Genomic DNA, 24168 nt, shown 5'->3' with positions numbered 1-24168 from the left:
GGGCGTCGAATCGGAGGATACTGCGCGATGCCGCGTCACTTTTCTTCGGGTCGCGACTCTTGTCAAGTAACAGGGGGATGCTGGGAAGATTTTCGACCCGGCGCGAAACACTCGACCGACGGGGATACACATGCTGCTTGCGACCGGGGGAGGTCGTCGCTCGGATGATGGGGCGACGGACGCGCAACTGCTCACCCGTCTGCGCGCGGGCGATCGCGATGCCTACACACTGCTCTGGCAGCGCCACATCGCCCTCGCTCTCCATGTAGCCCGTTCATACGCTCCGGGCAGCGCCGAAGATCTCGCTTCGGAGTCGTTCCTCGCGGTGTACCGCCAGGTGGCCATCGAGCAGAAGGGGCCGGAGAGCGCGTTCCGCCCCTACCTCCTCACGACGATGCGCAATCTCGCGATCAAGTGGGGGCGCGCCGGCAAGCTCGTCGATACCGACCCCGACATCGACGGGGTCGACGATAGCGACCCGCTCTCGCAGTTGAGCGACGAGGCCGAGGCCGGCGAGATGCTCGCCGCCTTCAACGACCTGCCCGAGCGGTGGCAGCGGGTGCTCTGGCTCTCGGAGGTGGAGCAGGTGCCCCGCGCCGAGATCGCCGCCGAGTTCGGGATCAGCCGCAACGCCGTCTCGGCGCTCGCCAAGCGGGCGAAATCGGGGCTGCGCGTGCAGTGGTTGACGAAGCAACTGCCCCCGGGGCTACTGGCGGACTCCGCGCACCCCACCGGACTGATCCCTGCGTTCGTCGCCGAGAAGGGCACGTTGGCGGCGACCGACCGACGCAGCCTCGAGCACCACCTCGAAGCCTGCGCGCGCTGCGCCGGGCTGCACCAGGAGCTGCGCGCCCTCGACCGCCGCACCCGCAGCACGACCCTCGGCGTGGTCGGTTTCGCCGCACTCGCCGGCATCATCCCCGCGAGCGGCACCGCGGCCGGCACGGGCACTGCGGCGCTGCTGTTCGGAGGCGTCGCCCTCGGCACGACCGCCGCAGCGGGCATCGGCGCATTCGCCGTCGGCAGCATGCTGACCGCTGCGCTCGTGCTCGGAGGGGTTCCGCTCGGCACGGCGTCTACCGGCGCTCCGCAGGCCGACGGCCGGGGCACGACCACGACCTCGGGGCCCGCGTCGACGGATGACGGCACGCAGACCGGAGATGACCCGGCCGGGTCCGAGTCGACGGACACGGAGCCGGCTTCGGGCGAGCTCGTCCCCCCGCCGTCCGAGAGCCCGGAGAGTACGACGCCGCAGCTCGGCCGTGGCATCGACGACCCGGCAGTGCAGACCATCGATCTCGCCGATCCGTCGACGATCGAGGTGGGCCCGAAGCCGGCACCGCCCGAACCTTCCGTCCCGTCGGCGGGCCCGGGCACCGGCCCGGCGTCCGGCGGCAGTACCGCCCCGAGCCCGGGGCTCGATCCGATGCCGGCCGCCCCGTACTTCATCGCACCGGACATCACGGGCACGGCCGCGCCCGGCGATGAGGTCCGCCTCCGCCTCGCTGGCTCGGAGTACGTCGTGCCCGTCGCGGATGACGGCAGGTGGAGGTTCGCAGCCAGCTCGCTCGACATGCAGGACGAGGGGGCGTTCGCCTACGAGGTCTGGGTCGTGCGCGAGGGTGTGGCTTCCCCCGCGCAATCCGGAGAATTCGTGCTCTCGGCACCGCTCATCGAAGGCATCCCCGAGGGCGATGCGATTCTCCTGCCGGAGGCATCCACGACCGGCTACGTCATTCGGCTCACCGGGCCGCCGAACAGCACGGTCTTCGTCATCCACGCGATGTCCGGCTCGACTGCGCTCGTCCCGCTCGATCAGACGGGCACCGCCGTGCGCCGGATGCGCTTCTTCCAGACAGGTACGCAGATGTTCTTCTTCACCGCGTACAACGGTGCGAATGCCGGCCCCGTGGCTCTGAGGTCGCCGATCATCGACGACCCATCGGGAGGGTCGTTCGATCCCTGGGGAGCCGGAGGAGTGTCGGACGGCACCGTCTTCGACTTCGTCGACCCCTGATTCGACGCACGCGCGTCACCTTTGCCGGGTTGCAGACTCTTCACTCAGTAAGGGGAACGATCCACCCGCTGCGACGACGTCGCGCAGCGCGCACCACGAACCGAAAGAATCACTATGCACCAGAATGTTCAACGCCGCATGCGCATAGCGCGATCGGCGGTCGTCGCCGTACTCGTCGGCTTCGCCATGCTGCTCATGCCCGGCTTCATCGCCCCCTCGGCCGCGCACGCCGCGCCCGCACCCGCGCCCGACGGGCAGGTGTACGTCGGCGGAGCGCTCGGTTACGGCGGCACGAAACTGTTCCCCATCTACTACGACGGCGACACGAGCGGCGAACCCGACGCTTGGGCCTACTGCATCGAGCACGATATCGACGCACGCACCGGCGCATGGGGAACCGTTGTCGGCGCCGGCGACTTCCTCGGCGAGAACGGGTTCACCGACCCGGCAGTGCAGGGCAAGGTGTTCTGGATCCTCGCCAACAGCTATCCGGCAGTGCCGCTCGAGGCATTCGGCGCGGCCGCGGGCGTGGCCGGCATCTCCCAGAACGACGCCATCGAGGCCATCACCTATGCGGTCTGGCGCTACACCGAGTATCCCCCCGATGCCGACTACGGTCCGGATATCAACTGGCCGTTCGCGAGCGCCGACAGCCGTGCCGCCTACCGATGGCTCGTGAACAGCGCCGATGCCGCCGACACCTCGGCCCCGGCCGCACCGACTCCGGTCAGCGTTTCCGTCACCGCTCCGACCGCCGCGTTCACCGCCGGCGACCTCGTCGGCCCCTTCACCGTGGAGACGAGCGGCGAGACCGCTCAGGTCGTCACCGACCCGGCGCTCGCGCTCGTGGATATCGACGGAAACGCTATCGACGCGAGCGCCGTGGCCGACGGCCAGCAGGTCTACGTCGACACCCGGGGCACCGAGGCCGCCGGCGACGTCACCGTCTCGGCTTCGGTGATCGGCGCGACCCCGACCTACAAGATCATCTCGGTGCCGCGTGCTCCCGGCAGCGACGCCACGGCCGAGAGCCACGCCCAGACCATCGCGATCGTGACGGCCATCCCCGAGACCGCGGCGGCGAGCGCTACTGCGAGCTGGGCGGCCGTGCCCGTCGCGCCGGTTCCCGCGATCGGCACCACGCTGCTCGACGCCGCAGACGGCGACCACGTGCTCCCCGCTGCCGGCGGCACCGTCATCGACACCATCACCTACGAGAACCTCACCCCGGGCGCCCGGTACACCGTGACGGGCGAACTCATGAACCGTGCCGACGGCGCCCCCACCGGCATCACCGGCTCCACGACGTTCACTCCGTCCGAGGCGAACGGCACCGTCGAGGTGGAGTTCGTCGTGCCCGAGGGGTACGCCGGCTCAGCGCTCGTCGCGTTCGAGCGCCTCTATCTCGGTGCCGATACGTCGGGCGCGCCGGTCGCGGTGCACGAGGACATCACCGACGAGGCGCAGACCGTCTCGGTGCAGCCGGCGCCTGCGACCACGACACCGACCGAGCAGCCGAAACCGGCTGCACCGGCACCCGCGCCCGGCGCGAAGTCCGGTGCCCTCGCCCACACGGGCGGCGCATCGACGACCGGCATCGCCGCGGTCGCCGCGATCGGCATCGCCGCCGGGGCCGCGCTGCTGCTCGCACGGCGCCGCTCGCAGGCGCGCGAGCGCTGATCGCGGGCTCGTACGAATCGAGGGCCGGGGTACCGCGTGATGCGGCCCCGGCCCTCGTCATACCTCTTTCGAAGCTCTACCCCGTGCCCGGTTCGCTACGCTGGTGCGCATGATGCCCGGCAGTTCACCCCGCACCGGCCTCCGCGCGCTCTCGGCGGCGGCCCAGGCCGGCGTCGCCCGGCGCCTCGGCCGCGAGGCCTGGCTGAAGCGCGTCGAAGCGCCCATGTGGGAGCTCTCGGATATGCAGCCGGTCACAGCGGCCTGGTGGCGCGAGCGACGACGGGTGCCGGGGCGGTTCTTCCACCTCGCGCTCGGCGACTCAACCGCTCAGGGCATCGGCGCCAGCACTCCGGGGCGCAGCTACCTCGGCCAGTTGACCGACCGCATCGAGTCCGAGATCGGCGAGAGCGTGCACGTCACGAATCTCGCAGTTTCGGGCGCGACGAGCTCCCTGTGCGCCAGGGATCAGCTCCCCCGCTCCGTCAATCCGCTCACGAAGCACCCCGACCTCGTCACGGTCGCCATCGGCGCGAACGACATCGCCGATTGGGATCCGGTGGCGTACCACCGCAATCTCAGCACCATCCTCGACGCACTGCCGTCGCACACGATCGTGGGCGAGGTGCCCTGCTTCCATCTGCCGTGGACCGACCGGCGGGTGCGCGAGGCGAACCGCATCCTGCATGCGGTCGCCGAGGCCCGAGGCCTCGGGATCGCGCCCGTTTACGAGGCCACCCGTCGCCGCGGCGTGCGGGGCGTGCTCACCGAGTTCGCGGGCGACGCCTTCCACCCCAACGACCGCGGTTACGAGGTCTGGGCCGACGCGTTCTGGCCGCTGGTGCGCGAGCGCGTCATCGCCGCGGGGTGGCCGCGCCCCCGGGCGACGGCGAAGCCTCCGGAGGTCGAGCCGGCGCAGACGTCCGGGCCGACGGACGACGGGTCGCGTTCAGCCGTCTGATCCCGCCGAGTTCCCGAGCCCGGCCGAGTCCCGGGCCAACCCCGGCCTCCGGGCAGGGAGCACCTCTACGACGACGTGGGGGTCGGGATCGCCATTCGATCCCGACCCCCGCGTACCTGCGCCGGCCGAAGCCGACGTCAGATATCGATGCCCGAGCGCCTACTCGCCCGCAATGGCCTTCCGACCCCGGCGCATCAGCATGAGCAGCGCTCCGACGCCGAGCAGCACCGCGCCGCCGATAGCGTACGGCGCGATCCCTGCAGCACCCGTCGCGGCGAGCCCCGGAGCCTTCGCACCGGAGCCGGCACCAGCGGCGTCACCGGCAGCACCGGCAGCACCGGCAGCACCGGCGACATCGTTCGCCCCGTTCGCCGAGCCGCCGCCATCGGCAGCGCCCGCGGCCGCACCCGAGGCGGCCGAGCCCGAGCTGCCGGAGCCTTCGACGCCGGCACCGCCCGCGCCGGCCTCGCCCGTGCCCGCAGCGGCGGTCACGGTCAGCGGCACCGCGATCTCGGCGCCGTTCGGCAGCATCGCGACGACCTGGTGCTCGCCCACGGCGGTGTCGGCCGGGATCTCGATCTGCTGCGCGAAGGCACCGTCTGCTGCAGCCTTCGCGGTGCCGAGCGGCACGGGCTCCGAGCGGAGCTCGAGCGCGATCTCGGTCTCGGGAGCGAACCCGGTGCCCGAGAGCGTCAGCGACCCGCCCTGCTCGACCGTCGCCGCGTCGAGCGCGATCGCGGGCGCCTCGGGCACCTCCATGCCGGCCTCGGTGACCCACTTCTCGCCCGTCGCGTACTTCGTGACGGTGAACTCGTCGAACAGCTCGCCGACCTCGGGCACAGCGCGCTCCCGGTATTCGGGGCGCGTCCCCTCGCCGCCCGTCTCGGTACCGGGCACGAGCGCGTAGCTGACTGCGCCCGAGGGCTTCTCGGCGAGGTACGAGCGGTACACCAGCTGGTCGCCGCTCACGTCGATCACCTGGTACGTGGTGACGTTCTCGCCGCGCAGCACCTGCGTCGCGCCGTTGTTCGTCCACACGTTGTTCGCCTCGCTCGCGAGGTCGTAGTGCTTCGCGCCCGAGTTCGAGACCGCGTAGACCGGCCCGGTGGTGAGGCCCGAGGTGCCCGTCTGGTCGGCGTTGTTCGCGCCGCGCGCGTAGACGTGGTCGTGCCCCATGAGCACGAGGTCGATATCGTTCTTCTCGAACACCGGCACCCAGAAGTCGCGCAGCAGCGGCTCATCGCGGCCCGACGAGCCCGAGTAGACCGGCTGGTGGAAGGTGACGACGTTCCATTTCGAGGGGCTGTTCTGCAGCACGAAGTCGAGCCAGGCCGCCTGGTACTCGGTCCACAGCTCCTTCACCTGCGAGCTCGGGCACTCGGCGCCCATGCAGCCGGGCAGGCCGGCGGGCGTGAGGAAGGTCGTGTCCCGGGTCGCGTTCAGCGTGATGAAGCGCACATCCTGGTAGTCGGCGTAGTAGACCGTCTCGGCCGCGAACTCGGCCCAGTGCGCGAAGTACGCGGCGTACTGCTGAGCCTCCGGGCTGTCGCCCTGAGCGCGCGCGGCGAGCTCGCCGATGGTCTCGAGGCCGGGCTGGTTCAGCGGGTATTCGAAGTGCGCCTTCCACGACGCGAGCAGCTTGTCGCCGGTGTACTCGTGGTTGCCGGGGGCCGCCATGACGTTGGTGCTCGTCGCCGATCGCTCCATGCCCGCGAACCAGTTGTTCCACTCGGTGTCGTTGCCGCCCGTGTTGATGAGGTCGCCCGCATGCACCGAGCCGATCGAAGCGGTCGCCCGCGCCTCGGCCTGCTGCACGACGCTCGGCCAGGTGGTGTCGAGACCGATCTGCGCGTCTCCGTAGTACACGAACTGGAAGTCGGTGGCGCCCGGGTCTGCGGTGGTGAACTCGAACCATTCGCTCCAGCTTCCCGGCAGGCCGACGCGGTACTGGTACGCGGTCGCGGGGGCGAGGCCCGTGACGGTGGCCGAGAAGTGCTGGTTCGGGTTGCCGTTCACGGTGCCGACCGAGACCGCATCGGTGACGACGGCCTCGCCGCCCGCGGCGGGCACGATCTCGACCTGGCCGGCGTTGTGCGACGCATCGCCCGCGAGCCACGAGAACGACTGCGAGGTCTCGGGCGTCTCGGTCGGGGTCAGGATGACGCGGGTCGGTGCCGCCTCGACGACCTCGCCCGGGGCAGCGGCAGCGGTGAGGGTGAGCGACGACATCTCGAAGTACGCGTCGGATGAGGTCTCGCGGTCCTGGTAGAGCGCGACCGCGATCGTGTTCTCGCCATCGCGCAGCAGCTCGCCGGGCGCCGAGAAGGTGCTGGTGAGCGGATCGCCGTTGCTCGAACCCGCGTACTCGAGATTGGTCGTGCCGGTGATCCGCGCGTCCTCGTAGCTCGCGACCTGCTCGCCGTTGATCCACACGACGAGTGCGTCGTCGTACGAGACGGTGCTCGAGAGCGAGGCGACCTGCTCGGCGACGCCCGCGTCGAGACTGAAGTCGGTACGGAAGAAGTAGGTCGGGATCGTCGGAGCCGCGGCGCCGTCGATGTAGTGCTCGAGCTTCGTGGTCGGGGTGAACGGGCCGACCGGTGCGAGCTGGTTCTTCTTGACCCCGAAGCCGCCGGGCGCGGTCTTCCAGGCGCTGTCGTCGAACTCCGGCGCCGTCCAGGCGCGCAGATTCTCGGCGCCGTTCGCGGGGTCGGTGTTGTCGTCGAGGTAGTTCCAGGTCGACCCAGCGGTGACGAGCGGTGCCGACGGAACTTCGGGGCCCGCGGGCGCATCGGCCGCATCGGGGGCGGCGAGCGCGGCGGTCGGCACGAGCGTGCCGCCGAGCATCGCGGCCACGACGAGCGCGAGGGCGCTTCGTCGGAGCCGGCGTTCCAGGGGAGGGTGAGTCAATGTTCTTCCTTCGAGTGGAGTTCGACTGTTCGGTTCTCGCCCCGCTCAGCGCGCAGGGCCTCGTCTACTCCAGCAGTCCGAGGTGGCCGCCAGACCCCGCCCCGGTGTCCGCCGCGTGACCTCCGGGTGTCCCCGCGGTGACCGCGCGAGTCCCCTCCTCCGCAGGGCGATGCCGGGCCGATTCCGGGCGAAATCATCCAGGGATCGCCCCTTCCGCGCACGGCCGCAACGATCGGCGGCATGCTCGAGAGGTATGCCCGTTCCCGAACGCATCCGTCGAGTCGAAGCGGCGCTGCGCAGCACCCGTGATCTCGAAGACGATGGTGTCTCTCCGTGCGCGGCGCCTACTCCTCGAGCAGATCCGTGACGAGGGCCGCGATCTCGCTGCGCTCGGAGCGGGTCAGCGTCACGTGCCCGAAGAGGCGATGCCCCTTGAGCTTCTCGATGACGACCGCGATGCCGTCGTAGCGGCCGACGCGCAGGTTGTCGCGCTGGGCGACATCGTGCGTCAGCACCACGCGCGAGTTCTGCCCGATGCGCGACAGCATGGTCAGCAGCACGCCGCGCTCGAGCGACTGCGCCTCGTCGACGATAACGAACGCGTCGTGCAGCGAGCGCCCGCGGATGTGCGTGAGCGGCAGCACTTCGATGAGCCCGCGCGCCATGACCTCGTCGAGCACGTTCTCCGAGACGATCGAGCCGAGCGTGTCGAACACCGCCTGCGCCCACGGCCCCATCTTCTCCTCGCGGTCGCCGGGCAGGTAGCCGAGCTCCTGCCCGCCCACGGCGTACAGCGGGCGGAACACCATGATCTTGCGGTGCTGCCGCCGCTCGAGCACCGCCTCGAGGCCTGCGGCGAGCGCGAGCGCCGACTTGCCGGTGCCGGCACGGCCGCCGAGCGACACGATGCCGACCTCGGAGTCGAGCAGGAGGTCGATGGCGAGGCGCTGCTCGGCGCTGCGGCCGGTGACGCCGAAGATCTCGCGGTCGCCGCGCACGAGGTGCAGGGATCGCGGCCCGTCGACCCGACCGAGCGCCGAACCGCGCGGCGAGGTGAGCACGAGCCCGGTGCCGAGCGGGAGGCCGTCGATGGCGCCGACGTCGTCGAGGCGGTCGTCGTTCCAGAGATCCTGCATCTGCTGCTCGTCGATGTCGACCGCGGCGGTGCCGGTGTAGGCGTCGTCCTGCGCGAGCTCGGCGCGGTACTCCTCGGCGCCGAGGCCGAGGGCCGCGGCCTTGAGACGCATCGGCATGTCCTTCGAGACGACCGTGACGTCGTGCCCCTCGTTCGCGAGGTTCTGCGCGACCGCGAGGATGCGGGTGTCGTTGTCGCCGAGGCGCATCCCGTTCGGGATGACCTCGAGGTTCGAGTGGTTGAGCTCGACGCGCAGCGTGCCGCCGGCGTCGCCGAGCGGCACGGGATGGTCGAGGCGGTGGTGCTGATCCCTGATCTTGTCGAGGATGCGCAGCGCCCGCCGGGCGAAGAAGCCGATCTCGACGTCGTGGCGCTTCTTCTCGAGCTCCATCACGACCACGATCGGGATGATGACGGAGTGCTCGGCGAAGCGGAACAACGCCGCCGGGTCGCTCAGCAGAACGGAGGTGTCGAGCACGTACGTGCGCAGCCGCTGGGCTGCGATGTTCGGCACCGCGGGGGTTTCAGGATTGAGCAACTCGGTCACGTTATCTCCTTCGTCCGGTAACCCACACGCTACGCCGCGGCGCGCGAGCCCGCAGAACCGACACGCATACCGCCGGGTGAAGGTTCATGAACATCGGATGGCGCTCGGAGAACGGCGAGTGTCGGGAGCATGCGCGCATGCCAGTAGAATTGCTCCCGGACCGGACACGGCAGGAGGTGCGCACCATGCGATTGCTCTGCCTCACGGACCAGGACCCGGCCGAGGCGCTGCCCGCGCTGGGGCTTCTCGCGCACGAGCTGCAGACGTCGCCGCTGCTGCTGCGCGTTCCACCGACGCTAACCGAGCGCTTCGATGCGGTGCTCGTCGACGGCACCCGCAATGCGCGCGGCGCGCGCGAGGCCTGCCTCTCGCTCGCGGGCGATCGCCTGCCGCGCGTCATCGTGCTGCCCGAGTCGGCGCTCGCCGCGCTCACCCCCGACTGGGGCGTCTCCGAACTGCTGCTGCCGACGGCGAGCCCGGCCGAGGTCGACCTGCGGTTGCGGCTGCTCGGCTCCCCCGCGCTCTCGGCCGGCGGGGGCGCCGTCGATACGGTCGCCGCCGAGGGCGTCATCATCGACGAGGCGAACTTCATCGCCCGCGTGCACGGCCGCCCGCTCGATCTCACCTACAAGGAGTTCGAGCTGCTGCACTTCCTCGTCGGGCACCCGGGACGCGTGTTCACGCGGGAGCAGCTGCTCAGCGGCGTGTGGGGCACGGACTATTTCGGCGGCACGCGCACCGTGGACGTGCATGTGCGGCGGCTCCGGGCGAAACTGGGCGAGCACGAGGGCCTCATCAGCACGGTGCGGGGCGTCGGCTACGGCTTCGCCCGCGAGCGCACCGACGCCGATTCCGTCGATGAGGTCGCTCCGGGCGGTGAAGCGGAGGAATGAGCATGACCGAGGACTTGCGGATCGACACCGGTGCCGGAAGCGATGCCATCGCCCAGGTGCGACGCATCGCCGCTGCCGCCGAACTCGCGGACGGGCGGCCGCCGGTGTCGGATCAGGCCCTGATCGCGATCGCCCAGGGCGGGCGGGAGCTGCTGCTCTTCTCCCCCGCCGCGGATGCGACCGCGGCGCCCGTCGCGTTCGGTGTCGTCGGCGAGGGCGAACTCGACCTCGTCGTCGAGCCGCACAGCCGCGGGCGCGGCATCGGCACGGCGGCGCTCGAAGCGCTGCTCGCACGCGCCGCCGGTGCGGTCGCGGACTCCCCTGCGGATACGGCTCCGCTGCTGGCCTGGTCGCACGGGGAGAACCCGGCCGCCGACGCGCTGCTGGCGCGGGCGGGGTTCGCGCCCGCGCGATCCCTGTATCTCATGTCGCTCGACCCGTCGCGCCTCCCCGATGCCGACCGGGGGCCCTCCGCGGTGCCGCTGCCCGACGGGTTCGCGCTGCGCAGCTACGGCGCGGGCGGCGACCCCGCGGCCGACGACCGCGAATGGGTGCGCGTCAACGCCGCGGCATTCGCGACCCACCCCGAGCAGGGGCGCATCACCGAGGCCGACTTCGCGCTCATGCGCGACGAGCCCTGGTTCGACCCGGCCGACCTGCTGCTGCTCGCGGCCCCCGCCGACCCTGCGGTCCCGGCGGCCCCGGCGCGACTCGCGGGCTACACCTGGGTGAAGACCGTGCCCGGCGAGACCGCCGACGCCGCTCCTGCCGTCGAGCTGTACGCCATCGGGGTCGACCCCGCGTACTCCGGCACCGGCCTCGGTCGCGCACTGCTCGACGTCACGCTCGCGCGCATGGCGCAGCACCGGCCCTCGAGCGTCGAGCTGTACGTCGACGGCGAGAACGAACGCGCGGTCGGCATGTACGAACGCGCCGCGTTCACCATCGCTTCACGCAGCCGGCAGTGGGCGCTGCAGACGCCGGCGCAGTAGGGCATCCGCCCCCATCTCGCGCGCCGGGCGATCTCCCGGCCGTCGCAGTGTTCCGCGCGCGGTGCACGTGCTGCCAGAATAGGTGCTATGAGCGAAGAGACGCGCGAGCCCATCACTGCCGAGACCACGGCGGAGAACGATCTGCCGATCGACCGCTACATCGATCGGGAGCTGAGCTGGCTCGCGTTCAACCAGCGGGTCCTCGAGCTGGCCGAGGATCCGACGATCCCGCTGCTCGAACGCGCGAACTTCCTCGCCATCTTCGCCTCGAACCTCGACGAGTTCTTCATGGTGCGCGTCGCGGGCCTGAAGCGCCGCATCGTGACCGGTCTCGCCGTGCCCACGAACGTCGGCCGCGCCCCGGTCGACGTGCTCGCCGATATCAATGCGAAGGCGTACGAGCTGCAGCTGCGCCACGCGCGCTGCTTCGCCGAGCAGGTCAAGCCCGCGCTCGCCGAGGAGGGGGTGCGCATCATCGTCGACTGGGCCCAGCTCGACGACGCCGACCGGGCGCACCTCACCGACTACTACGAGCGCCACATCTACCCGGTGCTCATGCCGCTCGCGGTCGACCCCGCCCACCCCTTCCCCTACATCTCGGGGCGCGCGCTCAACCTCTCCATCCGCGTGCGCAACCCCCGCACCGACAAGATCGAGTTCGCCCGCCTCAAGGTGCCGCAGATGATTCCGCGCTACGTGCGGGTCGACCGCCGCGAATCGCTCGACGATGTGCGGTTCATCCCGCTCGAGGCGCTCATCGCGAACCAGCTCGACGGCCTCTTCCCCGGCATGGAGGTCATCGATCACCACGTCTTCCGCGTCACCCGCAACGAGGATATGGAGATCGAGGAGGACGAGACCGAGAACCTCATCCAGGCGCTCGAGAAGGAGCTGCTGCGACGCCGCTTCGGCCCGCCCATCCGCCTCGAGATCTCGGACGACATGGATGCGGCGACGCTCGAACTGCTCGTGCGCGAGTTCGACATCGACGAGCAGCAGGTCTACACGCTGCCGGCGCCGCTCGACCTCAGCGGCCTCTTCGCCCTCTCGGGCCTGCGCCGCTCCGATCTGCGCTTCCAGCCGCACATCCCGGTGACGGCTCCGCAGTTCCGCACCGGGTCGCCGAGCGACAAGCCCGACACGCTCGGCGCCATCGCCCGCCGCGAGGTGCTCGTGCACCACCCGTACGAGTCGTTCGCGACCAGCGTGCAGGCGTTCGTCGAGCAGGCCGCGACCGACCCCGACGTGCTCGCCATCAAGCAGACCCTCTACCGCACCTCGGGCGACAGCCCCATCGTCGCCTCGCTCATCAAGGCGGCCGAGGCCGGCAAGCAGGTGCTCGCGCTCGTCGAGGTGAAGGCCCGCTTCGACGAGGAGGCCAACATCACGTGGGCGCGCAAGCTCGAGCAGGCGGGAGTGCACGTCGTCTACGGGCTCGTCGGGCTCAAGACCCACTGCAAGCTCGTGCACGTCATCCGGGAGGAGCAGGGGCGCCTCGCGCACTACTGCCACATCGGCACCGGCAACTACAACCCGAAGACGAGCCGCATCTACGAGGACTTCGGCCTGTTCACCTCCTCGCCCGAGGTCGGCCGCGACGTGACCAAGCTCTTCAACGTGCTCTCGGGCTACGCGATCGAGACGAACTACGATCGGCTGCTCGTCGCCCCGGAGGGGCTGCGCAAGGGCCTGCTCGAACGCATCGCGCGCGAGGCCGAGCACGCCCGCGCCGGCCGCCCGAGCGGCATCAAGCTGAAGGCCAACTCGATGGTCGACGAGGAGATCATCGACGCGCTCTACCTGGCGAGCCGCGCCGGCGTGCCGGTGCAGGTGTGGATCCGGGGCATCTGCTCGATCCGCGCCGGAGTGCCCGGCCTCTCCGAGAACATCGAGGTGCGCTCGGTGCTCGGCCGCTACCTCGAGCACTCGCGCATCTACGCCTTCGAGAACGACGGCGACCGCGAGGTCTACATCGGCAGCGCCGACCTCATGCACCGCAACCTCGACCGCCGCATCGAAGTGCTGGCGCGCATCGTCGACCGCGAGCATCTCTCGCGCATCGACCGGTTCTTCGAGTTCGGGTTCAGCGACGAGGTCTCGGCCTGGCGCATGCTGCCCGACGGCAGCTGGGACCGTCGCACGCTCGATGCCGACGGCGATCCGCTGCCCGACCTGCAGGATCTCGTGATGACCGACCGTACCGAAGCGCGGGCGAGGCGGTCGCGGTGAGCCGCAACGTGCTCGCCGCGGGCACGGTGTGCTGGCGGCGGGTGCCGACCGGCGACGGCGGCAGCACCGTCATGGTGCTGCTGATCCATCGCACCAAGCAGCGCGACGTGAGCTTCCCGAAGGGCAAGCTCGACCCCGGCGAGAGCATGCCGCAGGCTGCCGCGCGCGAGACCCTCGAGGAGACCGGGCTCGACATCGCCCTCGGCGCGAACCTCGGCACGGTGCACTACCAGCTGCCCGGCGGAGGCGAGAAGACGGTGCAGTACTGGGCCGCCGAGGTCGACGAGGCGACCGTGCACGCCTCCACCTTCCTGCCGAACCGGGAGGTCGAGGCGATCGAGTGGGTGCCCCTCTCCCGCGCACGCAAGCGGCTGAGCTACGCGGCCGACCGCGACATCCTCGACGTGTTCCGACAACTCGTCGAACGCGATGCGGCCGAGACGTTCTCGGTCATCCTGCTGCGGCACGCGAAGGCCGAGCCCCGCAGCGAGCGGTACCCCGAGGATCGCCTGCGGCCGCTCTCTGACGCGGGCGAAGATCAGGCCGAGCTGCTCGTCGCGACGCTCGCGGCGTTCCAGCCCGCGCGCGTGCTCTCGTCGACCGCCGAGCGCTGCCTGCGCACGGTCGCACCGATCGCGAAGCACCTCGGCAAGAAGGTCAAAGCGCGTGAGGGACTGAGCCAGGATGCCTGGGACGCGGGCGAGACCTTCGAGCTGCGCCGCATCCTCGGCAAGGTCGTGCTCAAGGGCAAGAGCACCATCGTGTGCACGCACCGCCCGGTGCTGCCCGACGCCGTGCGCGAACTGGCGCTCGCGACGAGCAGCCTGCCGGGCGATTACCTGCGCCGCGCCGCCGAACTGCCACCCGGCGGGTTCTCGGTGCTGCACTTCTCGCGCCACCACCCGGGCGCGGGCGTGCTCGGCGTCGAGACGTACCCGCTCAAGGTCTGAGGCCGCTCGCTCCGCTCGCCTCGCTCGCCCGTGCCCGGCCCGGCCCCGCCCCGCCGAATGCGGGAAAAGGTGCAGAATGGATGCCGGATTACGCACCAGATCGGGCATTCGCGCGACTGCCCCGCGCCTGGCCCGCGCCTCCCCGCGCCGCGCGAGAACGAAAAGACCGAGCCGCAGAACGCCTCTCGGCGGAAGGCCGCTCGAAGCGGCAAAAATTGGAGCCCGGGGTTACTGCGGCCCGGCAGCGCCCAGTTTAGCGCAGCGCTCTGCACGCGAAAGCCGGTTCGCCGGCCGGGTGCGGCGTGTTCGCGGCCGGCCGAAACCGGTCAGGCCAGCGTGCCGTCGCGCCAGCGGCGGGCGCCTACGTTGAGTTCGGTCGCGAGGGTCGAATACCGCAGCGCGCGTTTCGTCAGCAGGGCGGCGTGATCGTCGTCGTGCGCATCCCGCGCGTCGGCGAGATCGGCGGCGCCGAGCGACATGACCCGGCAATAGCTCGCGGCGCGCTCGAGCGCGCCCCCGAGGTCGCCCGAGAACACCCCGCGCAGAATCGTGTCGCAGAGCTCGGCGATCGAGTTCGGCGTGACGGGCTCGGCTGCGCCCGCGACGATGGGGTCGATCGTGGCGGCCGCTCCGACGCCTCTGCGGAACAGGTCCGCCGCGCCGTCCGGGTCTGCGGCGACGACCCGGCGCAGCAGGTAGAGGCGCCACAGCGCCCCCGCGAGCGAGTGCATACCCTCGCGGGCCCAGAGCTCGGCGATGTCGTCGATGCCCGCGCCCGATGCGAGGCCGACGACGCGTTCGACGACCTCGGGGTCGGCGACGCCGCGCACGCGGTCGAGCAGCGCCCACGAGGTCTCGCGGGCGAGCTTCTGCGCCGCCGCGGGGCCGTCGTCCCCGATGATCCAGTCGAAGCTGCTGCTCGGCTGCGTCACGGGGCGCTGATGCTCTCGGGCCACGGGTCTCCTTTTCATCGTCAGGGATCGCCGCCCGCGCTTCCCGCGGTCGGCCGATCGACCCTGCGAGTCTACGCCCGAGCCGGGCGCTGCGCGCCCGATTCGCGGACCGCGAACGGCGGAGTCATCGCTCTGACCGGGTTCGCTCCCTGTTCGCGTCGAAGCCCGACTCGCTGCTCGCCTCGGGCGATGAGCGCGGCGCCCCCGTCGCGCGAGAGCCGCGCCGCCCGCATCCCGAGGTTCGAGGTGCACGAGGCACCGCCGTGGTCGATTCGAAAGGGTCTGCTGCAGCATTGAGCGCGACACGTACCTCGGCCTTCATGCGGCCGGGCTACTCCGGGCGGGCCTGCTCACAGTATTCCGCGGCTCCGCGGCTCCGGCAGGAGACAGTCGCGATGGTCGATTCGCGAATTGGGCGTGTCGTCAAGACGCGTCTGGCTGCGGGAGTGCTGTGTCGAACACCCGGTCGGAATGGGTCCAGAGGAGTGCGCCAGCGGCGTTGCTGATAACGGTTCGTTGGACGTTTGAGAGGCGAGCGGCGAGGAGCGCACCGTGATCGGGGGAATGAACCTGGTCGCCGGTTCCGAAGAGTATGGCGACAGGGGATGTGATCGTGGCCAGATCGATGGGCCAGCGTGTCATTGCCATGATCGTGTCAGCGACGTATCCGCTACCGTCTCTCGCGAAACCCTCCGCGAGTGACGATTGATAACGGGCGTCGAAGGCAGGCGCGGTAAAGACGGCACGGTCTTGCGCGTCGGACCCCTCAAGGACCATGTCGCGCATGGCATGCGGCGTGAGGGAGTGCAGGAGGTCCCGGGCTTCTTCTGGGTTGTTCTGCGCGAGATCGGGCAAAGCGCGCGCACTCTCGGGAAGCAGCGCTCGCACTGACGGGTTGGCCACTTCGTCTGCTGGTGAGGCCAGCACGAGTTTCTGTACCCACCCCTGGGCTGCTGCGGCCAGACCGAACAATGCGCCCTGCGAGTTCGCAACCACAGGAAGGCTGGGGTCGGCGACGCCGAGCACCGCGGCGGCGAACGCGCGATAGTCATCTGCTGTGGACGCGGGGGTGCGGGTGGGATCCGGGTCTGAGCCGCCCATGCCTGGACGATCCATCGTGATCAGTCGGATCCCTCGGGTCTGAAGCGAATCCTCACCGAAAATCATGGACTTGCCGGTTCCGGCCCCTGCGATGAAAAGAATCGGTGTCCCGTCTGCCGGACCATGGACGAGACCAGTCAGCGATCTGCCTGACGGGCGGCTGACGGAGAAAACTGATGGCATTGCCCAATTCTAAGCCGATCGCACTTCCGCATCGTTCGTCAATATGTAGACCGAATCGGCCTGGACCGAACACCTCGGAGCCAGGAGGTGGCGGGCGGCTACCGCGTCCCCGGCGGCCGCGATGGCGGCCGGGGCCACTGAGTCGAATGCTGTTGGGGCGGCACCCGGTGCGGATAGATCAAGTCTGGGAACGGCCGAGGTCGCGCTGTAGCGCGACGGCACGAATTGGCGAAGCGATGCTTCGCCAACTTTCGTGCCCCCAGTAGGGATCGAACCTACGACCTGCGGATTAAAAGGTCGCACCTCAGCAACGTCTCCTATGTCGATTTCGCCGCACGAAACCGGATCTTGAGCAGGAGCGCCGTCGGTCGCTGAGTCCCTGCCGAAGCAGACCTAAGCACAAGCACTCCCAAAAAGTTTCTTCCAACAATTGGCTACTTGAGAATGTCTAGCGCAAGGGGGGAGCCCAAGAACTCTAGTTCTTGGGATCCCCCCTTCTTTTCGTTTTTAAGGAGGAGTTACGTTGTCACGTTGGGATCTTGTGCTTGAGCGGTTCAGAACCTATCAAGAGGCTTCCGGCCTGAGGGTACGCACCATCGAAGGCCGAGAGGCGACACTACGGGCACTTAGCAAGCATTCGAATCGGATGCCTGAAGAGCTCGAGTTCGACGACCTAACAAAATTCCTCACTCGACCCCACGCTTACACCGGGGAACGACTCTCTCCAGGCACGAAACAAGTTGAACGCAGCTATCTCCAGATATGGAGCCAATGGGCCACAGAAGAAGGCGAAATTCCGGTCGACATTGCGAGACGGCTGCCAAGAGTCCGGGTGCCCCGTCGACGCGCAAGACCGATAGCACAAGCACATATCGACGCGATGCTTAAGCTCGATACGCTCTGGCAATCCACCCTCGACCTCATTGCAGTAGCCGCCAACACAGGGCTTCGTGTCGCCGAGATCGTCCGTATCCACGGTACCCACTACGACTCACGAACTGCCGTCCTTAAAGTCGTACGCAAAGGTGGGCTCGTCCAATACATCTACTGCAATCAAGCGGTTATTGAGATCGCCGAACGGCTACCGTCCGATGGCTGGTGGTTCCCATCGCCGTACAAGAACCACCTATTCCCAGATGGTGACGGTCACGTCCTCCCCAAAAGCGCTTCAGCCAGGATGACGGCCGTGCTCCGTCGAATCGGTGTTGAAGATCCACGAGTCACCGGCCATAGTCTCCGACATTTCTATTGCTGTCTTCAGATCCGGCTCGGGGTACCGATACACATCGTGCAGGAACTCATGGGCCACGCTTCCCTGAACACCACTCAGAACTACATCAAGGTCACAGAGGAGGAGCTCGAGGCCGCTGTCGCCGGCATGCCGTACATTCCTGCCGGCCTCAGTTCGATGAACCCCGGGACATTCCCATTTGAGCGAGCAAGTCGCGTCCCCCACGCTCCCCACGGACAGCTACAGGCTACCGGCTAAAGGAAGCGTTACAGCTGGGGCTACGCCCCAGTTTTCTTGCCGTGAAGCCTTCGGCATTCTTCGACGGCCTCTACTCCACACAACCGCCCGCACGCCCCATGCTGGAGCGCGCTTGACGCGGGATGCTCGCCTGTCGCAGCTTCGCTTCGCCATGCGGGTCTCCCGCTACGGATTGTGCTCCGTGTCGCCCGCTTCGACAGGCACTACGTGCCTTCACGGCAAGAAAACGTGAGGGAGGGATTTCCCGACCAGCGCAACCTTGCGCATCTAGAAGCAGGAGAGGAACAAACATCATGTCGCAAATCACGGTCTATACGAAGCCCGGATGCGTGCAGTGCACCGCTACCTACCGAGCTCTCGAATCAGCGGGCCTGGAGTACGACGTCGTTGACCTCTCAGCTAACGAGGACGCGCTCGAGCTCGTCAAAGCTCTTGGCTACTTCACTGCGCCCGTCGTCACCACACCCACCGACCACTGGGGCGGATTTCGTCCCGACAAGATCAACACTCTCACCGTCTGAAAGGCCCCCATGAACACCCACCTTTTCTCACTCTCAACGGACGACTTGCGCACCGCTCTCGCTCAGATGAGTAACGAGGATCGCACTCAATGGGTCGAGTATCTGCGCATCGCTGCAGCGAACCTTGGCAATGCCGCCTACGGGCTCGCCGGCAATGTCCCCGAGGCAGAGCCGGACCCAACCACCTGGTCACTCACATATCTCAGCCTCGGCCTGAATCAGCTGCAGACCCTCCTCCAGCACATGCCACCCGAGCAGGAGCAATAAACAATGCCCAAACTTAGATATGCCGTAGCAGGGATCTCGCTCTTCGTTTGCGGGGCCGTCCTCCTCTCGATGCAGGACTTCTCCGAAAGTCAGCCCGAGCAGCAGCCCCTGGCGCGCACCGGTGCTGCAGTCGTGTCCCGGGTCATCGATGGAGACACGTTCGACATCGACGCTGCAGGTGACGAACTTCGCGTGCGGATCATCGGCATCGACACCCCCGAACTAGGTCGCCATGGCTCCATCGACGATTGCTATGCCCTTGACGCTCGCGCTCTACTCGAGCACTACATCGACGGCCGAACCGTCATTCTCTCAAGCGATTCCACGCAGGGCGATACCGACCGCTATGGCAGGCTCCTCCGGCACGTCATGGTCGACGGCCACGACATCGCCGTGCAGCTCCTCACGGAAGGCGCCGGCCGCGAATACCTCTACGACCGAGACTACGTCGGCCGCACAGACCACATGAGAGCCGAAGCAACAGCTCGCAGCGCCAAAGCCGGACTCTGGTCCCAATGCCAGTGACCTCACCATCACGACCACAGAAAGCCCCCCACTCACCATGACTCGTCGCGACCTTATCGGCCTCACTCTCGTCGGTGCCTTCTTCCTCTCTGCAGCCGCCATCGTCGCTGTAGGGCTCCTGCATTCCCACTGACCACCCTCCACCATCACCACGAAGAATCGAGGAACACATGCCCCGCACAGACTGGGTCGAACTCCGCACCACCCACCTCTCAACCGTCTGGGAGCCCGCGCTCGCACGTTTCGAGCTTCTGCGAACCGACCGCCAAGACGCCGAATGGATCAACCTCGCCACCGGGGCCAGAGTTGCGCTCGTGCAGAACGGCGGCTGGCGGCAAGCCGAGACTCGAGAAAGCGGTCCGCACGAGTACAGCCTCTTCCACATGCTCCAGACGCCGATGGCCCACGACATTTCTGACGTGCTCCCCCACTCGGTGCGCGACTTCGACACCAAAGCAACAGGCGCCGACACATACCAGCACGCACGGAACCGATGCATCGAACTCATCCGTGAACAGCTCGGCCTCTGACTCGCCCACAACTCTCGCCGAAGAAAGGTTTACGAATGCCTGAGAACATCACCCCGTACGACGCCGGCTGGCGACTCGAGCCCAAGGTCTGGGTACGCGACGGCATCACCGGACGCGAAGATCCCCGCCCTGCCGCTCCTGATGACTATGGCCGTGTCGATTTCGAGGACGACGAAGGGCAGAGCGTCTTCACCGTGCGCTTCACCAAGACCGAAGCCGGCTACATCCTCCGCGTTGATGAACACCAGGACGTAGTCCTCGGGATCGAGACAAGCACGCAACGCCAGGTCCGAGAGACTGCCATGATGCAGCTCGACGCCGACCTGCGCGTCATCGCCCAGAAGCATGCCTCGTCGCTCGACTTCACTAATGATGGCGACCCTGAGTCCTTCGGACTCGGGCACTACGTCCTCGAGAACCGCGCCGCGGATCACCGCCTCGCCCTCACCGAGGAGTACGACGGTACAGACTGGAGCGACGACGAACGCGTCCCTTCCGCTTGGACCTACGACATCTACGCTCTCGCTGGCGACCGAGACAATAGGCCAGAATGGCAACTCGTTACCGAGGGACGTATCGAAGCTGAACGCGTCACCGAGCTCACAACCATCGTCTCTGAGTGGGCGAACGAGCGGGCCCGGGAGCACAACACGCATGAGGCGATGCGAACCCCTCAAACGCAGACGCCGAGCCACCCCCAGGGCCCACGATTAGCCATGTGAGCCGGCATCAATAAGTGCGCCCTCTACCGCTTGGTAGAGGGCGCACTTTTATTGGTTCAGTCAGTACGTGTTCTCGGTCGCGTATTCGTCCGGACGTAGTCCCGGGTCAGCAAGCAGGTCAATCATCATGCTCGAGGTCGACTCTCGGTTGTCGATCCACCATTTTGCGGGGCCGATCTTGCGAGCCGCCTCAAGCACTTGCTCCTCGAATTCCTCTTCACTCATGTCGCCTTCCTGCACGAGATCGGTATACGCGTCCCGGAGCAGTTTGAAGCGTTCCTCCATCCCCCACGACACCTGCTTCTCGCTGCCCTGGAGAATTGGGAGATTCGATCGCTGCTGATCCTCCGCCGCCTCCTGCTTTAGTGCGTCGCGTTCGGCCTGTCGCTCCTTCGAGACTTTTCGGTCCGACGTTCGTTTGAAGCATTCGAAGCACGGCTTCGAGCTCCACCATTCTGCTTTTCCGGCTCGTTGCCCCGCGGGGACATTGGACAGGTCGCGGTCTTCCTCGTGACCGCACTTGTGCTGAATCGTGAATGTCGTCGGGATACTCATTGTTGTTCCTGTTCTGTGTCGCACGTAGGCGACCGTCGTTGGCACTTGTCGTCGTTACTTGGGGACGGATATGGGATCAGGGAGGTGGACATCGCGAGCGACGGACAGCCTCCAACGACACGAGCACCGGCGACGACCGCGACATCCGAACTCGTACTGCCTGCGTCATGCCGCACCCGTCGCGACCTGGCCCTGTCGCGACACGTCCGGCCGGTACAGTCGCGCCTCCAGCTTGCCGATGAGGATGTACTCTGTCGCGTCAACCGGTTGCCCCGGTGTCGCATAGGAGAGCGTCTTGGTGTCGCTGTCGTATGTCGCGACACCGTTGCTCGACCCCAGATCCTCTATGGTCCAGATGTCGCGTCTGCGATCATGTCGCAGACGCGCATGCGTACGCGACAGGGTTCGCGCCGGGTCCGGCAATTTCACGGGTGTCGCTCCGTTTGTCGCTTCGGGATGTCGTCCGACTACGACGTCGCCGCCGGGCAGAACAATGTGTTCCCCAGTTTCGAGTTCCAGTGTCCACGGCGACTGTGTCGCCGACGCCGCGACATAGACGATGGTCGCCTCAAGCGACTCGTCCGGTTCCGGTTCCGGTTCCAGTTCCGTCTCTGGAGGAGGCGGCGCGACATGCGACACGGGTGGCGACACCACTGTCGGCGCGACTTGGAGTTCTTGAGGGCCCGCCAGCGCGGTGCCTGCGACCGTGGTGTGGAGGGGCTGTTCGATTGGTGCCGGCGCGACTAGCCACGGTTCGACGTCTTTCTTCCGTCGACGTCGTTTCGATCCACGCTTGGTTCGAGCAGGAGCCGGCGCTTCATCCGCCGGGGATTGCCGGGCGGGCGCGGGCGCCGGGCCGTCGCCGCCGAGCAGGCGGCTCAGCGAGAGCCCGCAGTTCAGGCAGAGCGGTTCCGCTGCCCCAGTGCTCACTTCGTTGACGAAGAGACAGAACGGGCAGCCCAATCGCCTCGTTTCAGGTAGGGGTTGGAGAAATTCGTTCACGCCCTACGAACCTGGTTCGCGCGCATGAAGGGAGGGGAGGACATCTCGCCTTCCACCGTTTTCACTGGCGCGTCATCACCGCCAACTTTGTCGACGGTGATCCTCCGTCGGCACAGACTCTCGTCTGTCTGATCTTCCGCAGCACCTTCACCGCTGCTCTTCCGGCTTCACTACGTTTCGCCGGAACTTCTCCTTACACGACTGGCATTCGAGGAGAACCGCGTCCCGCGTTCCGTGACCGCGGGTGCGCGCCGTGGGCTTTCTAAGGGTGAACGGGATAGTCCCGCTCACTCCGGAAAGGAAGTCTCATGAGCTCTAAAACCATCTCCCGGTCGCCCGCGCTTGAACGTGATCTGGCGTGGCTTAAGCGTGTTGCCGGTGTCGACGACACCTACCTCGCACGCTGGTCCGACGCCGAGTGGCGGGCGTGGCAGGCGGCGATGCACACCGCACCCAACGCCCCTAATCCGAGTGTTCCGGAATGGATGCGACCCATCATTCACGGGAACTGGCATCACGACTTCTCGATCCCGTTCCCTCAAGTCGCGCAGCTCTGGCCGTCTGGCCATGACTGGTTCGCGGCCCAATCCCATGAGGACTTCCGGCTTGAAGTCGAAGCAGCAGATCAGGGTGAGAGCCCCGATCTTTCAGCGCTTGCCCTCGCGTGGACCGTTGCCCTTTTTTCCGGGTGGAAGCCCTTCATGTCCCTCACGATCCTCCCAACAACACAAGATGGGTCGGTCGTCGGCGCGATCGAAGCGTTCTACATCGCTGCGCCGGAGGAGCAGTCCGAACAGGTCCGCGAACGCATGAACACTCTTCACCTGCCCACGCCCACGAACAAGTTGCTCGGTCCCGCACGGGAAGCGAACGAACTCTTCGCGTACTCCGGCTTCCAGGTCCCGACCGCCCCACACATCGCGTGGGGATCGGAGTGGATGTACTAAGCGGCTCGACAACGCAACGAAGGAGACACCATCATGACGTTCCCTACCACTCTGATTCAGATCGAAGCTCACCCCGTCGAGTGCCATCGTGTGCAGTTCGACGACATTGACGAAGTCACCGGCCGGCCCTTAGTGAGCCGCCCGTACGGGACGCGCGAAGAAGCTCTCACAGCGTGGGCGTCGGCCGGCGCTATTGAGGCAGACCTCATCACCACTGATGCACGCATCGATGCAATCCGGTCTCTCCTGCACAGGCTCGAAAACGCATTCGCGAAGTTTGGGTCCGACGGCGTCACTTACGTCTTGGCAGAACATGATTTCGTTCGAGCTCAGAGCCGCTTCGACGCCGCTGGCCTCGATCTTGAAGTCAGCATCAGTGAAGCCGATCTCCGATGAAGTCCAGGAGTCAGAGGCAGTTCGAGGCGGGTCTACGCCGTGGTCGCGGTATCGCTCACCCTGCGAAGCCTGCAGAGCAAGAGATCGGCTGGCATGTTACTTGCGAACGTCCGGGCTGCAGCGAGTCGTTCTTCACTCCGACGAGGCAGCGCCGGTACTGCAGTAGTCAGTGCCGTCGGCTCGTCGAGCAGGCGCGGGCCGCCCTGAATGACCGCCTCGAGCAGCTCCTACTATCGACGTGCGCCGCGGATGACTGCAATACAAAGTTCCAGGCATCTACCGTCGAGCATCGTTTCTGCTCATCCGCTTGCCGGAAACGTGCGCACCGCGCAACGTCAGATCTCTCTTCAACGCACTGCGCATGGTGCGGCAATGTGCTCCCCGAGGGCGCGACACGTCGACGGATCTACTGTGGTGATTCGTGCCGTCGCCGTGCAGACCGGAGTCGCAAATGCTAGACCTTGTCTTCGTCTCTCCTGCGCGCATGACGTTCATGAACTGCGAGTCGGCACCAGGTGACCAGGTCCCGCGCCTTCGGTCCGTATTCGATAATCGCGGTGACGATGTCGATCCAATCCTTGAAGTCCAGTCCAAACATTTCGGCCTTCTCTCCTGTCGCAATAGAGGGGTGTCTCCCTCTGAATGCGCGGTGCGAGGCAAGGACCG

Annotated in this window: 22 protein-coding genes; 15 read left to right on the top strand and 7 right to left on the bottom strand. The window is 67.5% G+C overall.

The features are described from left to right. Positions 1 to 130: 130 nt before the first annotated feature. The 3 genes from NHL51_RS01340 (at position 131) to NHL51_RS01330 (ending at position 4655) form a co-directional block, all read left to right on the top strand. Entirely contained in the window at positions 131 to 2017 is a 1887-nt protein-coding gene (locus NHL51_RS01340; RefSeq protein ID WP_434141203.1) for a sigma-70 family RNA polymerase sigma factor, read from the top strand. Positions 2018 to 2155: 138 nt separating this feature from the next. Next, on the top strand, positions 2156 to 3697 hold the full coding sequence (locus tag NHL51_RS01335; RefSeq protein ID WP_434141201.1) for a VaFE repeat-containing surface-anchored protein: 1542 nt from the start codon (positions 2156 to 2158) through the stop codon (positions 3695 to 3697). 109 nt (positions 3698 to 3806) lie between these two features. Then, a complete protein-coding gene (locus tag NHL51_RS01330) occupies positions 3807 to 4655 on the top strand; it encodes an SGNH/GDSL hydrolase family protein (RefSeq protein ID WP_434141199.1) in 849 nt (282 codons plus the stop codon). A gap of 159 nt (positions 4656 to 4814) precedes the next feature. Here NHL51_RS01330 and NHL51_RS01325 read toward each other — a convergent pair whose 3' ends face one another. Next, entirely contained in the window at positions 4815 to 7565 is a 2751-nt protein-coding gene (locus NHL51_RS01325; protein ID WP_434141197.1) for a fibronectin type III domain-containing protein, read from the bottom strand. A gap of 344 nt (positions 7566 to 7909) precedes the next feature. Continuing rightward, entirely contained in the window at positions 7910 to 9247 is a 1338-nt protein-coding gene (locus tag NHL51_RS01320) for a PhoH family protein (RefSeq protein WP_434141195.1), read from the bottom strand. A 185-nt stretch (positions 9248 to 9432) separates the two neighbouring features. Here NHL51_RS01320 and NHL51_RS01315 point away from each other — a divergent pair, with 185 nt between their 5' ends. The 4 genes from NHL51_RS01315 to NHL51_RS01300 all read left to right on the top strand — a co-directional run bounded on the left by NHL51_RS01315 (position 9433) and on the right by NHL51_RS01300 (position 14311). Then, a complete protein-coding gene (locus NHL51_RS01315) occupies positions 9433 to 10140 on the top strand; it encodes a winged helix-turn-helix domain-containing protein (RefSeq protein ID WP_434141672.1) in 708 nt (235 codons plus the stop codon). Between the two features lie 2 nt (positions 10141 to 10142). Continuing rightward, positions 10143 to 11132 (top strand): mycothiol synthase, encoded by a 990-nt coding sequence (mshD, locus tag NHL51_RS01310; protein WP_434141193.1) that lies wholly within the window; start codon positions 10143 to 10145, stop codon positions 11130 to 11132. A gap of 87 nt (positions 11133 to 11219) precedes the next feature. Further along, the gene (locus NHL51_RS01305; RefSeq protein WP_434141192.1) at positions 11220 to 13361 is read left to right on the top strand and encodes an RNA degradosome polyphosphate kinase; all 2142 of its coding nucleotides are present in this window, start codon (positions 11220 to 11222) and stop codon (positions 13359 to 13361) included. Beyond that, positions 13358 to 14311 carry an NUDIX hydrolase gene (locus NHL51_RS01300; protein WP_434141190.1) on the top strand — a complete coding sequence of 318 codons (954 nt, stop codon included), beginning with the start codon at positions 13358 to 13360 and terminating at the stop codon, positions 14309 to 14311. The genes NHL51_RS01305 and NHL51_RS01300 overlap by 4 nt, the downstream gene beginning before the upstream one ends. A 326-nt stretch (positions 14312 to 14637) precedes the next feature. On the opposite strand, the gene NHL51_RS01295 is transcribed toward NHL51_RS01300, so the two are convergent. Together NHL51_RS01295 and NHL51_RS01290 are read right to left on the bottom strand one after the other, a co-directional pair. Continuing rightward, complete coding sequence (locus NHL51_RS01295) at positions 14638 to 15267, bottom strand: hypothetical protein (protein ID WP_434141189.1); 630 nt, start codon at positions 15265 to 15267, stop codon at positions 14638 to 14640. Between the two features lie 420 nt (positions 15268 to 15687). Further along, a complete protein-coding gene (locus NHL51_RS01290) occupies positions 15688 to 16548 on the bottom strand; it encodes an alpha/beta fold hydrolase (RefSeq protein WP_434141187.1) in 861 nt (286 codons plus the stop codon). Positions 16549 to 17194: 646 nt separating this feature from the next. Here NHL51_RS01290 and NHL51_RS01285 point away from each other — a divergent pair. The 6 genes from NHL51_RS01285 to NHL51_RS01260 all read left to right on the top strand — a co-directional run bounded on the left by NHL51_RS01285 (position 17195) and on the right by NHL51_RS01260 (position 20602). After that, positions 17195 to 18037, top strand: a complete 843-nt coding sequence (locus NHL51_RS01285; protein ID WP_434141185.1) for a tyrosine-type recombinase/integrase — start codon at positions 17195 to 17197, stop codon at positions 18035 to 18037. A 293-nt stretch (positions 18038 to 18330) separates the two neighbouring features. Then, positions 18331 to 18558, top strand: coding sequence for a glutaredoxin-like protein NrdH (gene nrdH, locus NHL51_RS01280; RefSeq protein ID WP_434141184.1), 228 nt, complete (start codon positions 18331 to 18333; stop codon positions 18556 to 18558). A gap of 9 nt (positions 18559 to 18567) precedes the next feature. Next, entirely contained in the window at positions 18568 to 18825 is a 258-nt protein-coding gene (locus tag NHL51_RS01275) for a hypothetical protein (protein ID WP_434141182.1), read from the top strand. Between the two features lie 3 nt (positions 18826 to 18828). Beyond that, positions 18829 to 19350, top strand: a complete 522-nt coding sequence (locus NHL51_RS01270; protein ID WP_434141181.1) for a thermonuclease family protein — start codon at positions 18829 to 18831, stop codon at positions 19348 to 19350. A 170-nt stretch (positions 19351 to 19520) separates the two neighbouring features. Next, the gene (locus NHL51_RS01265) at positions 19521 to 19880 is read left to right on the top strand and encodes a hypothetical protein (protein WP_434141179.1); all 360 of its coding nucleotides are present in this window, start codon (positions 19521 to 19523) and stop codon (positions 19878 to 19880) included. A gap of 35 nt (positions 19881 to 19915) precedes the next feature. Continuing rightward, positions 19916 to 20602 carry a hypothetical protein gene (locus NHL51_RS01260; protein WP_434141178.1) on the top strand — a complete coding sequence of 229 codons (687 nt, stop codon included), beginning with the start codon at positions 19916 to 19918 and terminating at the stop codon, positions 20600 to 20602. Positions 20603 to 20662: 60 nt separating this feature from the next. Here NHL51_RS01260 and NHL51_RS01255 read toward each other — a convergent pair whose 3' ends face one another. Both NHL51_RS01255 and NHL51_RS01250 read right to left on the bottom strand, forming a co-directional pair. Next, a complete protein-coding gene (locus NHL51_RS01255) occupies positions 20663 to 21157 on the bottom strand; it encodes a hypothetical protein (protein WP_434141176.1) in 495 nt (164 codons plus the stop codon). A gap of 165 nt (positions 21158 to 21322) precedes the next feature. Further along, complete coding sequence (locus NHL51_RS01250) at positions 21323 to 22159, bottom strand: FHA domain-containing protein (protein ID WP_434141174.1); 837 nt, start codon at positions 22157 to 22159, stop codon at positions 21323 to 21325. 308 nt (positions 22160 to 22467) lie between these two features. Here NHL51_RS01250 and NHL51_RS01245 point away from each other — a divergent pair, with 308 nt between their 5' ends. Then, on the top strand, positions 22468 to 23106 hold the full coding sequence (locus tag NHL51_RS01245) for a hypothetical protein (protein WP_434141172.1): 639 nt from the start codon (positions 22468 to 22470) through the stop codon (positions 23104 to 23106). Between the two features lie 33 nt (positions 23107 to 23139). Further along, positions 23140 to 23502 carry a hypothetical protein gene (locus NHL51_RS01240; protein ID WP_434141170.1) on the top strand — a complete coding sequence of 121 codons (363 nt, stop codon included), beginning with the start codon at positions 23140 to 23142 and terminating at the stop codon, positions 23500 to 23502. A 454-nt stretch (positions 23503 to 23956) separates the two neighbouring features. On the opposite strand, the gene NHL51_RS01235 is transcribed toward NHL51_RS01240, so the two are convergent. Further along, entirely contained in the window at positions 23957 to 24100 is a 144-nt protein-coding gene (locus tag NHL51_RS01235; RefSeq protein ID WP_434141168.1) for a hypothetical protein, read from the bottom strand. Positions 24101 to 24168: the final 68 nt, after the last annotated feature.

Origin of the sequence: Leucobacter sp. gxy201 (assembly GCF_051043335.1) — a bacterium.
Lineage (GTDB): Bacteria > Actinomycetota > Actinomycetes > Actinomycetales > Microbacteriaceae > Leucobacter.
Note: the sequence above shows the minus strand (reverse complement) of the source record. Positions and strands in the feature narration are given on the sequence as shown.

Coding starts and splice junctions, on each gene's coding strand:
- NHL51_RS01340 (WP_434141203.1), top strand. CDS start 131: ATGCTGCTTGCGACCGGGGGAGGTCGTCGCTCGGATGATGGGGCGACG.
- NHL51_RS01260 (WP_434141178.1), top strand. CDS start 19,916: ATGCCTGAGAACATCACCCCGTACGACGCCGGCTGGCGACTCGAGCCC.
- NHL51_RS01330 (WP_434141199.1), top strand. CDS start 3,807: ATGATGCCCGGCAGTTCACCCCGCACCGGCCTCCGCGCGCTCTCGGCG.
- NHL51_RS01290 (WP_434141187.1), bottom strand. CDS start 16,548: ATGCCATCAGTTTTCTCCGTCAGCCGCCCGTCAGGCAGATCGCTGACT.
- mshD (WP_434141193.1), top strand. CDS start 10,143: ATGACCGAGGACTTGCGGATCGACACCGGTGCCGGAAGCGATGCCATC.
- NHL51_RS01245 (WP_434141172.1), top strand. CDS start 22,468: ATGAGCTCTAAAACCATCTCCCGGTCGCCCGCGCTTGAACGTGATCTG.
- NHL51_RS01240 (WP_434141170.1), top strand. CDS start 23,140: ATGACGTTCCCTACCACTCTGATTCAGATCGAAGCTCACCCCGTCGAG.
- NHL51_RS01335 (WP_434141201.1), top strand. CDS start 2,156: ATGCGCATAGCGCGATCGGCGGTCGTCGCCGTACTCGTCGGCTTCGCC.
- NHL51_RS01315 (WP_434141672.1), top strand. CDS start 9,433: ATGCGATTGCTCTGCCTCACGGACCAGGACCCGGCCGAGGCGCTGCCC.
- NHL51_RS01235 (WP_434141168.1), bottom strand. CDS start 24,100: ATGTTTGGACTGGACTTCAAGGATTGGATCGACATCGTCACCGCGATT.
- NHL51_RS01305 (WP_434141192.1), top strand. CDS start 11,220: ATGAGCGAAGAGACGCGCGAGCCCATCACTGCCGAGACCACGGCGGAG.
- nrdH (WP_434141184.1), top strand. CDS start 18,331: ATGTCGCAAATCACGGTCTATACGAAGCCCGGATGCGTGCAGTGCACC.
- NHL51_RS01275 (WP_434141182.1), top strand. CDS start 18,568: ATGAACACCCACCTTTTCTCACTCTCAACGGACGACTTGCGCACCGCT.
- NHL51_RS01270 (WP_434141181.1), top strand. CDS start 18,829: ATGCCCAAACTTAGATATGCCGTAGCAGGGATCTCGCTCTTCGTTTGC.
- NHL51_RS01265 (WP_434141179.1), top strand. CDS start 19,521: ATGCCCCGCACAGACTGGGTCGAACTCCGCACCACCCACCTCTCAACC.
- NHL51_RS01285 (WP_434141185.1), top strand. CDS start 17,195: ATGCCTGAAGAGCTCGAGTTCGACGACCTAACAAAATTCCTCACTCGA.
- NHL51_RS01255 (WP_434141176.1), bottom strand. CDS start 21,157: ATGAGTATCCCGACGACATTCACGATTCAGCACAAGTGCGGTCACGAG.